This is a genomic window from Halomonas sp. 3D7M, from assembly GCF_014897885.1.
In the GTDB taxonomy this organism is placed as follows: domain Bacteria; phylum Pseudomonadota; class Gammaproteobacteria; order Pseudomonadales; family Halomonadaceae; genus Vreelandella.
Map to the genome: position 1 here is coordinate 8,267 of NZ_JABUZF010000174.1, position 13,165 is coordinate 21,431.

General features: G+C 53.2%; 13 protein-coding genes and 2 pseudogenes. 6 read left to right on the plus strand and 9 right to left on the minus strand.

Translation table 11 applies throughout. The features are described 5' to 3' along the window. Positions 1-730: pseudogene (locus INT22_RS20630) on the minus strand (glucose-6-phosphate isomerase); the annotation flags it as partial. Between the two features lie 114 nt (positions 731-844). Here INT22_RS20630 and cmoA point away from each other — a divergent pair. The 3 genes and pseudogenes from cmoA to INT22_RS09535 all read left to right on the plus strand — a co-directional run bounded on the left by cmoA (position 845) and on the right by INT22_RS09535 (position 2,990). After that, positions 845-1,610 (plus strand): annotated as a pseudogene (gene cmoA / locus INT22_RS09525) (carboxy-S-adenosyl-L-methionine synthase CmoA). Between the two features lies 1 nt (position 1,611). Continuing rightward, on the plus strand, positions 1,612-2,619 hold the full coding sequence (gene cmoB, locus INT22_RS09530) for a tRNA 5-methoxyuridine(34)/uridine 5-oxyacetic acid(34) synthase CmoB (RefSeq protein ID WP_193068145.1): 1,008 nt from the start codon (positions 1,612-1,614) through the stop codon (positions 2,617-2,619). 122 nt (positions 2,620-2,741) lie between these two features. Then, positions 2,742-2,990, plus strand: coding sequence for a GlsB/YeaQ/YmgE family stress response membrane protein (locus INT22_RS09535; protein ID WP_038485698.1), 249 nt, complete (start codon positions 2,742-2,744; stop codon positions 2,988-2,990). Positions 2,991-3,083: 93 nt separating this feature from the next. Here the strand turns inward: INT22_RS09535 and INT22_RS09540 are convergent, their stop codons facing one another. From INT22_RS09540 to INT22_RS09550, 3 genes are all read right to left on the minus strand, one after another. Beyond that, positions 3,084-3,758 (minus strand): zinc metallopeptidase, encoded by a 675-nt coding sequence (locus INT22_RS09540; protein WP_095603218.1) that lies wholly within the window; start codon positions 3,756-3,758, stop codon positions 3,084-3,086. Positions 3,759-3,853: 95 nt separating this feature from the next. Then, positions 3,854-4,972, minus strand: a complete 1,119-nt coding sequence (locus INT22_RS09545) for an App1 family protein (protein ID WP_193068146.1) — start codon at positions 4,970-4,972, stop codon at positions 3,854-3,856. Positions 4,973-5,135: 163 nt separating this feature from the next. Next, entirely contained in the window at positions 5,136-6,023 is an 888-nt protein-coding gene (locus INT22_RS09550; protein WP_226912564.1) for a helix-turn-helix transcriptional regulator, read from the minus strand. Between the two features lie 163 nt (positions 6,024-6,186). Here INT22_RS09550 and INT22_RS09555 point away from each other — a divergent pair, with 163 nt between their 5' ends. Genes INT22_RS09555 through INT22_RS09565 form a run of 3 tightly spaced genes read left to right on the plus strand, consistent with a single transcriptional unit; the run spans position 6,187 to position 8,493 of the window. Beyond that, positions 6,187-6,891 (plus strand): ABC transporter permease, encoded by a 705-nt coding sequence (locus tag INT22_RS09555; RefSeq protein WP_193068147.1) that lies wholly within the window; start codon positions 6,187-6,189, stop codon positions 6,889-6,891. Then, positions 6,888-7,634 (plus strand): ATP-binding cassette domain-containing protein, encoded by a 747-nt coding sequence (locus INT22_RS09560; protein ID WP_193068148.1) that lies wholly within the window; start codon positions 6,888-6,890, stop codon positions 7,632-7,634. The genes INT22_RS09555 and INT22_RS09560 overlap by 4 nt, the downstream gene beginning before the upstream one ends. A 16-nt stretch (positions 7,635-7,650) precedes the next feature. Continuing rightward, the gene (locus tag INT22_RS09565) at positions 7,651-8,493 is read left to right on the plus strand and encodes a substrate-binding domain-containing protein (protein ID WP_193068149.1); all 843 of its coding nucleotides are present in this window, start codon (positions 7,651-7,653) and stop codon (positions 8,491-8,493) included. A 124-nt stretch (positions 8,494-8,617) separates the two neighbouring features. Here INT22_RS09565 and cysN read toward each other — a convergent pair whose 3' ends face one another. The 5 genes from cysN to INT22_RS09590 form a co-directional block, all read right to left on the minus strand. Further along, entirely contained in the window at positions 8,618-10,057 is a 1,440-nt protein-coding gene (cysN, locus tag INT22_RS09570) for a sulfate adenylyltransferase subunit CysN (RefSeq protein WP_089037580.1), read from the minus strand. Positions 10,058-10,069: 12 nt separating this feature from the next. Beyond that, entirely contained in the window at positions 10,070-11,029 is a 960-nt protein-coding gene (cysD, locus tag INT22_RS09575; RefSeq protein WP_193061243.1) for a sulfate adenylyltransferase subunit CysD, read from the minus strand. Between the two features lie 178 nt (positions 11,030-11,207). Further along, positions 11,208-11,942 (minus strand): phosphodiesterase, encoded by a 735-nt coding sequence (locus INT22_RS09580; RefSeq protein ID WP_193061242.1) that lies wholly within the window; start codon positions 11,940-11,942, stop codon positions 11,208-11,210. After that, positions 11,942-12,388, minus strand: coding sequence for a DUF1249 domain-containing protein (locus INT22_RS09585; RefSeq protein WP_193061241.1), 447 nt, complete (start codon positions 12,386-12,388; stop codon positions 11,942-11,944). The genes INT22_RS09580 and INT22_RS09585 overlap by 1 nt, the downstream gene beginning before the upstream one ends. 2 nt (positions 12,389-12,390) lie before the next feature. Next, positions 12,391-13,077: an NUDIX domain-containing protein gene (locus INT22_RS09590; protein ID WP_089037577.1), complete on the minus strand. Its 687-nt coding sequence runs from the start codon at positions 13,075-13,077 to the stop codon at positions 12,391-12,393. Between the last annotated feature and the right edge of the window lie 88 nt (positions 13,078-13,165).

Sequence of the window (13,165 nt, forward strand, 5' to 3'; positions counted from 1 at the left end):
TGGGAAGATCGCCATGCTCAGAAAGCTTTCCTAATAGCCAGTCTTTGGCCGTATTAGCATTGGAAAGCGTGTCGATAGTGGTAAACGACTTGGACGATAAAACAAACAAGGTTGTTTCAGGATTAAAGCGACTTAGATAATCCGCCAGCTGGGAGCCATCCATGGTAGACGCAAAGTGCACGTCCAATGGGTGCCCCTCTTTTGGACGATAATCTGCCAGCGCATGGGTGACCATTAACGGACCAAGATCCGAGCCGCCGACACCTAAATTCACCACATGCCGGATCGGCTTACCGGTTGCACCACGCCACTGCCCCGCCTGTAAGCGCTGCACCAAGCACTCCATTTGGGCAAGGCTGTCATGCACAGCGGCCACCACATCTTCCCCTTCTACTTCAAGCGTGGCATCAGCAGGTAACCGTAAAGCTGTATGTAGTGCGGGGCGATTTTCACTGACGTTGACACGCTTTCCGCTTAGCAGCGCATCAATCGCCCCAGGCATTCCCGCCTCATGCGCCAGCGCCAGCAAGTGTTCAAGGGTGTCATCATCCCAACGCTGTTTAGATAAATCCAAGGTTAACCCTGCCACTTGGCGCGTGAAGTTCAACCAGCGACTGTCATCATCACCGAACAAATTTTTTAAGTGTACCTGTTGTAGCGTGTCAGCATGATGCTTCAACGTCTGCCATGCGGGTAGTGTATCGGGGGTTGTGCGTGTTGCTGAAGCCATATGCCTTCTCCTGTGGCGCCATTCCATGCAGCAGGAATCTGTTATAAACAGGTCTGTTCTGGTGTATCAAGGGCGCGTAAACTACGCAGCCTCATTAATAATCCTGGCTTGCCCATGAGTGATGCATCTTACCGCGACGCTATCTTTTCAACACCCTTAGATAAGGTGGCAAGGTTCTCCTTCGACGAACAGGTCGTTGCGTGCTTCCCTGATATGATCCGCCGTTCAGTGCCCGGTTACGGGCAAATCCTCGGCATGTTGAGCTTAATTGCCCAACGCCATTTGCGCCATGGCGCTCACGTTTACGACCTAGGTTGCTCGCTGGGCGCATCCGGCCTGGCACTGGCGGGTGCACTTCCCGCCGNNGGCGGGTGCACTTCCCGCCGATGCCTTTCGTTATACCGGTGTGGATCTTTCACCCGCCATGGTGGCTAGGGCCAAGCAAACCTTTTCAGAAGAGTGCCCAGACCATGCCATGCAGATCGAGGAGGCCGACATACGCACGCTTGAGTATGCACCTTCCGGCATGATCATTCTTAATTTTACGCTGCAGTTTCTGCCCCCTGCCGATCGCGATGCGCTGCTGAAGCGGCTTTACGATGCCCTTGAACCGGGCGGCGTACTGATTTTATCGGAGAAAACCATCGATGCCGATGAGCGGGATAACGCATGGCGAGTCGAGCGCTACCATGACTTCAAGCGTGCCAATGGCTACAGCGATATGGAAATCAGCCAAAAACGCACAGCGCTGGAAAACGTGCTGATTCCCGACACGCTTGATGCCTTACATGGCCGCTTAGCCCTAGCGGGCTTTCCTCGCTCAATGACTTGGTTCCAGTACTTGAACTTTACCTCGCTGATCGCCTTCAAGGAGGATTAAGGTGCCGCTGTTACCCGATGATCATCGCGCGCTTTATCAGGCATTTTTAGATCAAGCCAGCCAGGATGCCGCACTGACACCCTGGCTTGCCAAGCTGCCTGAACAGCTGGCCAATGGGCTAGATCGCCAGCGCCATGGCGACCTGTCCGCCTGGGAGAAGGCAGTTGCCAAACTACCTGCTCTACCCGAAGAGCGCCACGTCGATCTTACCAGCGATACAGTGAGCGTTGATGTCGCTTTGAGTGATAGCCAAAAGCGCCAGTGTTTTAACCTGCTGCGCAAACTGTCGCCCTGGCGCAAAGGCCCCTTTCGGTTGGGTGGCATTGATATCGACACCGAATGGCGCTCCGACTGGAAATGGCAAAGAGTCGCCCCGCATCTCGCGCCGCTAAAGTACCGTAAGGTATTGGATGTTGGCGGTGGCAGCGGCTACCACGCTTGGCGCATGGCCGGAGAAGGCGCAGCCTTTGTGCTAGTGATTGATCCTTCACCACGCTTTTATTGGCAGTTTCAGGCGGTGCGCCACTTCGTTGGCAATGCCGACGGCGGCCGCACGCAGTTTCTACCGGTAGGCATTGAAGATGTGCCGGAAAAGCTGGGATTTTTCGATACGGTATTTTCCATGGGCGTGCTCTACCACCGTCCTTCGCCACTTGAGCATCTGCAGCAACTAAAAGAGGCGTTAGCCCCTGGCGGTGAACTGGTGCTAGAAACACTAGTGGTGGAAGGCGATGAGCAAACCGTGTTTGTACCCGGCGAACGCTACGCCGCGATGCCTAATGTTTACTTCCTGCCCTCTTCAAAAGCGCTATGCCACTGGCTAGAACGGTGCGGTTTTACCAATGTGCGAGTGGTCGACGAAGCGCTAACAACACTTGACGAGCAGCGCTCAACCGAGTGGATGACCTATCAATCGCTAGCGGATTTCCTCGACCCCAGCGACCCAACCCGCACCATTGAAGGCTACCCCGCCCCACGTCGAGCGGTGATTATCGCCAACCGAAACTAATACGAATACGTTATGTCGTATTTTCAGCAGTATAGGCCTTAATGAAACAGTTCTTAATTACACAGCCAGTCATCACCTAGTTCATAATGACGTGCTCACTAATAGAACATCGAGGAGTAAAGATGGGTTTTTTAGCATGGATTCTATTCGGTCTTATCGCCGGTGTTATTGCAAAAGTGATTATGCCTGGTAAAGATCCAGGTGGCCTTATCGTTACCATTCTTCTCGGTATTGCTGGCGCCTTTGTCGGTGGCTGGATTGGCTCACTGGTTGGGCTTGGCACCATGGGTGACTTTAGCTTTGGAAGTTTTGTGACCGCTATTGTAGGTGCTTTGGTATTGTTGGCTGGTTACCGGATGATTAAGAAGTAATTTGTCTGCATCCAACGCATAACGCTGAAAAGCCGCTCTAATGTTGAGCGGCTTTTTTGTTACTCATCGTGGCTTCCCAAGCTCTAGCCAATCTCAACGCCGCAAAATCACCAGCCAGCGGCCAAGGTTCATCACGCTGGCTAACGAAGCAGCAACGTAGGTGAACGCGCAGGCGGTAAGCACATGGCGAGCGCCGGGCATGTCATAGGGCGGCACGTACTCTTTAAGCAGTGGCAGTGCACGGTTAAAGCTGGCATCGAACTCAACGGGCAGCGTCACTAGATGCACCAGCGCGGCGGTGCCAAAACTAATAACGGCCATGGCGATAACCGCTGCCAGCCCACCGGGCAGTCTTGTGAGCACAAACAGAAACGGTGCGGCCATCATTAAAATAGCGCCCAGCTTTTCTGCCTTTTGCGCTACTTGAACCAAACGACTTCGGGCTAGCAAAGGCGCGTAGCCTTCATGGTGTTGAATAGCGTGCCCGACCTCGTGGGCAGCTACGGTCACCGCCGTCAGTGAACGGCCATCATAGTGGTCCGGGGTGAGACGTACGCAGCGCGATTCCGGGTCGTAATGATCACCAAATTCGCTACGCTCAACTTTCACACCGTCAACACCCAAACGGCGTAGCAGATGCTCAGCAAGCTCCGCGCCGGTACCCGGATAGTCATCCCGTCCACGGGTGTGGCGTTTCAATACCCATTTTGCCCATAGGTTAGGCAGAACAAAAATGGCCAGCGCCAATACGATTAACACAATGACCATGATCACACTCACCACTGATGAAGAACCTAAATTAACGACCCGCTAACCCGTGTTTAGTTTTACCATGAGCACAAAATAGGCGCACTCACCTGCAACTATTCAGGGTCATGGTGATGCGCGTCTACATCCCGTTGTACCGCTTGCAGACCTCTGGCAGAAATATCGCCTTTAGAGTAGGCATGTTCGGCGATCAAAATACTGTCAGCAGCGAGTACCAATTCACAATCAGTATGGGCAAGTTCATCCCGTAAACGCTGAATCGCCTCTTCCCGCTGAGGATCCTTATCAACTCGACGAATATAGATCGCTTTGATTCGCGTCGGATATGCCTTCACCACCTCGGTATAAACCTCTGGGTCGTGCTGGCCGCTGTCACCAATCAAAATACAGGGCATATCGTGATAGAGCGCTAACATGCGGTCGATCAAATCACGCTTGTGCGCTTCGGCCCGCCGCGGCCACGGGCGGCGCAGAGAAATCCCCCACTCGCGTAGGAATAGAATAGGCCCAACAGGAATACGGTTAAGCTGAAAGAAGGTTTCCAACATCTCATAGATTGCCCAGGGCCCTCGGGAAACATACAAAATAGGCCGTTCAGCTTTCTCAGTTTCTCCTCGATACAGCGCCTGATAAAGCGATGCCACCCCAGGAAAAGCCGTGCGTCGATGCGGCTTACGGACAAACAAGCGATACAGCATTTTGAGTTTTTCAGCGACGCCGGTGAACATGACGGTGTCATCAATATCACTGATCACCAACAGGTCTGCTTCGGGAGGCGGCACGTAAACTTCGACGCTGGTGCGGATTGGCGGGTGGCCGTCAGCATGAACCATGATATCGGCACGATGCCAGGAAACATCAACCGGTAATGCAGTACTAATCGGCAAGTGAGCGTCAAAGTAACCGTCGCGGTCAGTCGTTAGACACAGCTGATTATCGCCAATGCGTATATCCACTTTGGCATTCGCGAGGCCGCGACGAAAGATACGCCGAGCAACATCCGCAGTATCCCGCAACATACCTCGCCGGGGTATCGCCCTACCTAACGCGGCCTGACGAAACACGCGCCCCATCACAAACACCTCTCGCTGGGAACCATAACCACGGTAGGGGTGCACCATCATCCCCCCATGACCGCTGTCGCGCTTCATCGGCTGTGCCACCACGTGAGCCAACCGTTTGGCAAAACTTACCCACGGTTGATACCACGCCATTACTGGCACCCACACGAAAAACACTCAGCCACGTCATCGGCAACCGCTATATTTTGCGTCATTCCCAACATTGTTCACTTCCTGTGATGGCTCTGTTAAATAGCTAAACGGTCACCAGTGTGGCGTAATGGCGGGTGTCCCTCAACCGCCAAAAGCCATATTGCTAAGCGTTGTACAACACTTCTCCCAAGCCGCTCACGTTATAGCCTTGCAAAGCCCCCGCCCGCTGGATAAAACGCTCCTGGCGAGTAAATGAAATAAGCGCCTGAACCGCTGGTTCGAAGTAACTTCGGCGGTGCATCACCAAGTCAAATGACTCTTCAATTAGCGGTATAAAGTGTAGGTGTTGACGACGGGCTGCAGCTTCGACCCCAAGTCCAACGTCCGCTTCACCTTGAGCAATGGAAAGGGCTAAATCATCTTCGCTCAACGAAACGTTAGCTGCCCAATTGAGTGTGCTCGGTTCAATCGCTGACCGCTGTAGCAGGCAACGCAGTAACTGAGCCGCACCTGCATCAGGCTGACGGTGGGCAAGCGTAGCCTTCTGGCGAGAAACATCACTGAGCGTTTGAATGCCCAGTGGATTTCCCGGTGCCACTAGCAACCCTTGCTGACGCTTCGCCCAATGCAGCACGATTAAGTCCCGCACACCACCCAGCCCTAGTGCCGCTGGCTCGTTATAGCGCCCGGATTCAAAGTTGAGTAAGTGAATCCCCGCCAGCATCGCTTTTCCTTCCATCAAACGGCGCAGGCCATCGCCACTGCCGTGGCACAGCGAAGCCAAATCACTACCGCTTTCGCGAACCGCCCACTCCAACAGTGGATCTTGGCTACCCGCCACTATCAACGGCAGCGGCGAACGCAGCGCTTGGTCACCTTCTAAATGGCTAAGCACCCACATATCGATATGCTGACGAGGAAAGAGCAATTTTCCGGTAGCGCGGCTGCAAGGTATCTGCCCCTGGCGCACCAAGTCATACACCTTTCGCTCTTTTAAGCGCAGGTAGTCGGCCACCTCTGCCGTGGTGAGGAATTCCCTTAACATGCTCATGCGCCTCGCACTTTACTGCATATAGCTGCATATATTTCAGGCTAAAGTGCATTACATCAAGTTTGCGTACATTATGCTAGCGGATGCACCTAAGGTGATTGAACTCACATGATGTCGGTTGTTAAAACGATGCTGAATTACAAAAATGAGGGTGCGAACAGCAATGTCCCCAAGTGAGAACCCCTTTTACACAGCGTTTGCCTTGATTCTGGGCATGGATCAGGGGTTAATCGATATCGTGACGCTGTCACTGCAGGTATCGTTGCTTGCAGTACTGCTCGCTAGTGCACTGGCATTACCACTGGGCGCAGCGCTGGCTCTTTGGCGCTTCCCTGGCCGCAACGCGTTGATCGTGCTGCTTAACGCGCTCATGGGTCTTCCCCCAGTGGTCGCTGGGCTATGTGTTTATCTACTGCTTTCCCGCGCGGGGCCACTAGGTCAGTTTGGGCTGCTGTTTACGCCAACGGCCATGGTGATTGCACAAGTCATTTTAGTATTCCCGATTATTGCCGCGCTTACTCGCCAACAAGTAGAGACACTGCATAACGAGTATGCCGAACAGCTGCGCTCTCTTGGCCTGAAGCAGCTACGGATGATGCCTACTCTACTGTGGGACGCACGTTTCGGACTATTAACCGTGATACTCGCAGGCTTTGGCCGCGCTAGCGCTGAAGTCGGTGCAGTGATGATTGTCGGTGGCAATATTGATGGCGTCACTCGCGTAATGACTACCAGCATTGTGTTGGAAACCAGTAAAGGCAACCTCCCCCTCGCGCTGGGATTAGGCATCGTGCTGCTTAGCCTTGTGACGCTGATTAATGCATTGGCTCACACGGTTAGTGAGACGGCTAAGAGGCGGTTAGGATGAACGCGTCTGTTTTTCCACCAGCTAGTTTTCCCCAGTCTCTTATGACGACCGTGCCTTCACTGCATTTTGATCAGGTCAGTTTTGAGCATCGCGGGCATCGTTTACTCGCTCCCACCACGCTGACACTTTCAGGCTGCCAACGCACACTTATTATGGGTCCCAACGGTGCGGGAAAGAGCCTGTTAATGCGTTTGGCCCACGGCCTGCTCTCCCCCAGCAGTGGCCACGTTAGTTGGCAGGGAGAGCCGCCTGCCCAAGCCATGGTATTCCAGCGCCCGGTGCTACTGCGCCGCTCGGCAATCGATAATTTGACCTATGCCTTGGCAGTTAGCGGAGTGCCACGTCGGCAGCGCAAACATATGGCCCTGCAGGCACTCGAAAAATTTGGCTTAGTCGCGCTTGCCAAGCGTCCTGCCCGGGTGCTCTCCGGCGGCGAACAGCAGCGCCTTGCGCTTGCTCGCGCCTGGTTACTTAACCCTGCCGTGCTGTTTTTAGATGAGCCTACATCTGCTCTAGATCCTGCTGCTATCAAGGCGGTTGAAGATGCGGTAAATGAATTTCATCAGAACGGCACCCGCATCATTATGACGACCCACGACCTGCATCAAGCACGCCGCCTGGCTGATGAGGTGGTGTTTATGTATAGCGGTCAAGTGCTAGAGCACACACAGGCCCAACACTTTTTTGACACGCCAGCTTCCACACAAGCGGGAGCCTTTATTCGCGGCGAACTTGTTTGGTAACCCCAGGAGCAACCCTATGAAAAAAACCACAACGTTGGCTACCGCTAGCTTATTAACCTCAGGATTAGTAGGCCTCTCGTGGAGTGCCTCACTGCTCGCTAACGATGATTTCATCACCTTAGCGTCAACCACCTCCACTGAAAACTCAGGGCTATTTGACGCGATTATTCCTACCTTCACCGACACCACGGGCATCGATGTACGTGTGGTCGCCGTAGGGACAGGACAAGCATTTGAGATTGCCCGCCGAGGAGATGCCGATAGCCTGCTGGTGCATGACACGGCGGGCGAAGAGCAGTTTGTCGGCGATGGCTACGCCAGCGAGCGCCTGGACGTCATGTATAACGACTTTGTGATTGTCGGGCCCAGCGATGACCCTGCAGACATTAGCAGTAGTGCCAACGTCGCCGAGGCGTTTGCACGTATCGCGGAAAGCGAATCGCCCTTTGCATCCCGTGGAGATGATAGTGGCACCAACCGTGCCGAACTGCGTTTATGGGAAGGTGCAGAGGTGACCCCTCAAGGTGAATGGTATCGCGAGTTAGGTAGCGGTATGGGCCCAACCCTAAACACCGCTGCAGGGATGAACGCCTACACATTCACTGACCGCGCAACTTGGGTAGCGTTTGAAAACCCGCAAGACTTAACACTGTTATTTGAAGGCGACGATGCGCTGTTTAATCAGTACGGCACTCTGCTGCTTTCTGAACAGCGACACCCGCACTTGAAGCATGATTTAGCGGCCCAGTGGCACCAGTGGCTGGTGTCTGAAGAAGGACAGCAAGCGATTGCCGATTTTACTGTCAACGGCCAACAGCTATTTTTCCCTAACGCGCAGGCTTCGTCTAACACACAGTAGCGCTGCTCCTTACGTAAAAGCCGCCTTGGTCTCAATGACCAAGGCGGCTTTTTGGTTCAGCTCACGTACCTGATAACAGTACCTGATAACAGTACCTACTAACAGTACTTGCTAACAGACCCTGTTAACGCAGCAAGTCACGCACATCCTTCGCTTCCCAGTGCGGAAAATGCTTACGCACTAGCGCGTTCAAATCACGCTCAAAGGCTGCCCAATCAGTAGCGCCACTGACCTGCTCGCGGGCATCGGCTGTTCCGCGAATCATGCCAGCGCCAACTGTTACGTTGGTCAGTCTGTCGATGATGATAAAGCTACCAGTACCAGGGCTGGTTCGATAATCATCCACTGGAATCGCGGCTGTTAACTCTACCTCACAGCGAGCAATCGCGTTTAACCCCAGCGAGTCAGTGGCGTGTCTTTCAAGTGTATTAACGTCAATCTGGTACTCGATGGCACTTACCTGCCCAGATAGATCTCGGGTGGCGAGCTTAAAGTCATACAGTTTTCCCGGCGCCAGTGCATCTTCATGCATCCATACAATATCCGCCATGAACGCATTAGAAAGCGGTAAGTCGGCGTCGGCACTAACAATCCAATCACCGCGGGAAATATCAATCTCATCTTCCAGGGTGACGGTTATTGCTTGGCCTGGATAAGCGGCGCTTAAGTCGCCGTCAAACGTCACAATTCGCTCAACCCGTGACGTTTTACCCGATGGCAGCGCCTTTACTTCCTGGCCTGGGTGCAGAATACCTGCCGCTAATGTGCCGCAATAACCGCGAAAATCCAGATTCGGGCGATTAACGTACTGTACCGGCAAACGTAAATCAGTGAGGTTTTGGTCACGGCTGATTTCGACACTTTCCAGCAGCTCAATCAGCGTTTTACCTTCATAATCCGTACCGAAATACCAAGGCGTCTGATCACTTGGGTTGACGACGTTGTCGCCGTTGAGTGCCGACATGGGTACAAAGCGAATATCCGGCGCGCTAAGGTTGGTGGCAAACGCGCGATACTCATCAACAATCTCGTTGAAGCGCTGCTCAGAGAACTCCACCAAATCCATTTTGTTTACCGCAATCACCAAGTGCTGAATACCCAGCAAATCGGCAATAAAGCTATGGCGACGAGTTTGGGTCTGCACACCATAACGGGCATCAATCAAAATAATCGCCAAGCTGGCTGTTGAAGCGCCCGTGGCCATGTTTCGGGTGTACTGCTCATGCCCTGGGGTATCCGCAATGATGAACTTACGCTTTTCGGTGGAGAAAAAGCGATAAGCAACATCAATGGTAATGCCCTGTTCTCGCTCTGACTGCAAACCATCTACCAACAGCGCCAAATCAACCGTATCACCGGTAGTGCCACTGGTTTTAGACGCTTGGGTAATTGCCGCCAGTTGATCTTCAAAGATCATTTTAGAGTCGTGCAGCAGTCGCCCGATCAGCGTAGATTTGCCGTCATCGACACTGCCGCAGGTAATAAAGCGCAGCAGGTCTTTGTTCTCGTGCTCGTGAAGGTACTGCTCGATATTGTCAGCAATTAAATTGGATTGATGAGCCATTAGACCTACTCCTTAAAAATAGCCTTCGCGCTTTTTCTTCTCCATCGAACCGACCTGGTCACGATCAATGGCACGGCCACTACGCTCACTGGTTTTGGTCAACAGCATCTCTTGAATAATCTCGGGCAGTGTCGCCGCCGTTGATTCCACCGCACCGGTCAGTGGATAACAGCCCAGCGTTCTGAAGCGCACAAACTTCTCTTCAGGCACTTCATCGGGTGCCAAGGGCAAGCGATCATCGTCAACCATAACCTGCATGCCATCACGCTCAACCACAGGACGCTTGGCGGCGAAGTAAAGTGGCACAATCGGAATCGACTCAAGATAGATGTACTGCCAGATATCCAGCTCGGTCCAATTCGAAAGTGGGAAGACGCGAATTGACTCGCCCTTGTTAACGTTGGCGTTATACACATTCCAAAGCTCAGGGCGCTGACTCTTCGGATCCCAGCGGTGGTATTTATCGCGGAAGGAGTAGACACGCTCTTTAGCGCGCGAGGCTTCCTCATCACGCCGTGCGCCGCCGAAAGCCGCATCAAAGCCATGCTTATCCAGCGCTTGCTTCAACGCTTGGGTTTTCATGATGTCGGTATATTTCGCACTACCGTGGTCGAAGGGGTTGATATTGGCAGCCCGCCCCTCCTCATTGGTATGCACAATCAGCTCCATTCCCGCTTCTTCTGCCATGCGGTTACGAAACTCGATCATTTCACGAAACTTCCAGGTGGTGTCCACATGCATCAACGGGAATGGCGGTGTCCCCGGGTAGAAGGCTTTGCGCGCCAAGTGCAGCATCACCGAGGAGTCTTTACCGATGGAGTACATCATGACCGGGTTACTAAACTCAGCGGCGACTTCCCGGATAATATGTATCGATTCAGCTTCTAGCTGCTTTAGATGGGTCAAACGTGCCGCGTCAGGTGTGGCAGACACCTCACGCTGGGACGCTGACGGCGCAGAAAACTGGTTCATTACCTACTCCCTCATAAAACGGTGCTTGCACGTGCAAACGCTATTTTCCGACTAACGGCAATGTTGCCGAAAGACGGTTATTTGAGGATAGGGTAACGCCGAGTCAATAATAACCCAAAAGAATTAATAACTATCTTTTTATATCTTTATTGCCTAACAGTGTCATCACAGGCACACACTATACGACAACACGCTCAATCCAGGTCTGCCAATCACTGCCATGAAGATCAATGATTCGATAGCCGGGTCGAGATGCTTCATCAATCGCAAACTGCTCAGCGCCGGGTAAGAACTGGTCTGCGATGGCAGGACAACCATACACGTCAATCTTGCCATCCGCGGTACGGTGCGACTGGGCATAGGCTTGGTGGGCATGACCAAACAGGATGATTTTAACCTGAGGGTGGCGGTTTAACAGTTGCCAAAACGCCTCGCGATCTTGAAGGCCAATAGCGTCCATCCACACAGCGCCCACATCAACGGGGGGATGATGCATCACAATCAAGGTTGGGCGATCATCTTCTTCCAGGCGCGCAGCCAGTGCGTTTAAGCGCTCAGCACCTAACTCGCCATACGGCTGGCCTTCCACATGAGTATCCAGCAGCAGTAATCGCCACTGCGCTAGATCGACCTCTTCCACCAGCGGGTGTTCTGCTTGCATGAATGCCAACTGATCGTGATTGCCAGGAATCCAGAACCATGGGCACGGCAATGATGCCAGCGCTTGGCATGCCAACGCGTAAGAGGCAGCCGTTTCATCTTGGCTTACATCACCGCTAAATACGACGATGTCAGGCCGCTCAGCGATCACGGCTTCCAGCACACGCTCAAACTGCTGCCACGGAATTCCCGCCCGTGAGCGAGCTGCCTTATCGGCATGCAGGTGCGAATCGGTAATCTGAACCAGCCGCATCAGGGTAACTCCGGCATATCACAGGCATGGCCATGGGCTAAGCCATGCGCCAGCCACTCACCTAGAAAGCGATTCAGTTGCAGCTTCTCATCTGGCTGGTGCATTCTGGCATTCGGGTAACGATAGCGACCACTAAAGTGGCGCTCACGCTGAAAATCAGTCACTTCTGCCATACGTACATCATGGTAGAGATGGACACGCATTCTGGGGCCTTCAATAACCGCATCTAGCGGCCCACTCTGGGTCACTTCCACCATCGTGGTATAGGGCGCCTGCTCCAGAATCTTAAGATGTAAATCGCCGAAATGCTGGTCATCGCCATGCAGCGCGATATCACGTCGCTGGCCACTTTCCATATCACCTACCAAACGAAGCATGCGCATATAGTTGGCGCTACACTCGCCCTGCAGGGACTTTAAATCGGTGACATAGGCGGTTCTAGCCATGTTCACTCCTTTTCAGATTCGCTTGGCATTGTCGCTGCTCGATGAGAAGCAGCACGCAGCGAAGCGCGCTGGCTCGCTAACCAATGTAGCCCAATCAAACACATGGCGTTATCGAGTCTTCCCTGTTCCAGGAGTTCCCATGCTGTCGGAAAAGCCACCACATGAACACGGATATCTTCGTGCTCATCATCCAGGCCATGAATTCCCCCCATACCCTGGGTATCGACTAAACCACAAAATAGCGTCACGCGTTCGTTACACGCCCCTGGGCTTGGATAATAAGTATGCAATTTCGTCAGCACGCCAACCTGGCAGCCAGACTCTTCCATGGCTTCGCGGCGGGCAACATCTTCAAGGGACTCGCCTTTATCTGCCAGCCCCGCCACCAACTCTAACTTCCAAGGGGAAAGCGGATCATCAATCGCGCCAGCACGAAACTGTTCGACAAGTACTAATGCGTCACGAGCAGGGTCGTAAAGCAGCACGCCAACAGCATCAAAGCGGTTATGCACCTCACGCCGCATCGTGCCGCTCCAGCCACCTTCAAACAGACGATGACGCAGTTCTAAGGCTTCCAAACGGAAAAACCCCTGATAAAGGGTCTCTCGCTGAATAAGCTCGACATCGTCTCGGCCTAACTGAGGCGGCGCTGACGCATCGGGCACTAATGAATTAGGGCTAGATGCCATGAAGCACTCCCAGTGTTAACAATCGTTCTATTATCAATGCTTACCACTGGGAATGCCAATGCGCCTATCAACCTTAGCGTTTCTATCA

What these genes read in the sequence shown, in the direction of transcription:
- INT22_RS09545 (WP_193068146.1), bottom strand. Translation starts at nt 4,972, where the DNA reads ATGGCGTGGTATCAACCGTGGGTAAGTTTTGCCAAACGGTTGGCTCAC.
- INT22_RS09555 (WP_193068147.1), top strand. Translation starts at nt 6,187, where the DNA reads ATGTCCCCAAGTGAGAACCCCTTTTACACAGCGTTTGCCTTGATTCTG.
- INT22_RS09565 (WP_193068149.1), top strand. Translation starts at nt 7,651, where the DNA reads ATGAAAAAAACCACAACGTTGGCTACCGCTAGCTTATTAACCTCAGGA.
- INT22_RS09540 (WP_095603218.1), bottom strand. Translation starts at nt 3,758, where the DNA reads ATGGTCATTGTGTTAATCGTATTGGCGCTGGCCATTTTTGTTCTGCCT.
- INT22_RS09560 (WP_193068148.1), top strand. Translation starts at nt 6,888, where the DNA reads ATGAACGCGTCTGTTTTTCCACCAGCTAGTTTTCCCCAGTCTCTTATG.
- INT22_RS09550 (WP_226912564.1), bottom strand. Translation starts at nt 6,023, where the DNA reads ATGAGCATGTTAAGGGAATTCCTCACCACGGCAGAGGTGGCCGACTAC.
- cysD (WP_193061243.1), bottom strand. Translation starts at nt 11,029, where the DNA reads ATGAACCAGTTTTCTGCGCCGTCAGCGTCCCAGCGTGAGGTGTCTGCC.
- INT22_RS09535 (WP_038485698.1), top strand. Translation starts at nt 2,742, where the DNA reads ATGGGTTTTTTAGCATGGATTCTATTCGGTCTTATCGCCGGTGTTATT.
- INT22_RS09580 (WP_193061242.1), bottom strand. Translation starts at nt 11,942, where the DNA reads ATGCGGCTGGTTCAGATTACCGATTCGCACCTGCATGCCGATAAGGCA.
- cysN (WP_089037580.1), bottom strand. Translation starts at nt 10,057, where the DNA reads ATGGCTCATCAATCCAATTTAATTGCTGACAATATCGAGCAGTACCTT.
- INT22_RS09590 (WP_089037577.1), bottom strand. Translation starts at nt 13,077, where the DNA reads ATGGCATCTAGCCCTAATTCATTAGTGCCCGATGCGTCAGCGCCGCCT.
- INT22_RS09585 (WP_193061241.1), bottom strand. Translation starts at nt 12,388, where the DNA reads ATGGCTAGAACCGCCTATGTCACCGATTTAAAGTCCCTGCAGGGCGAG.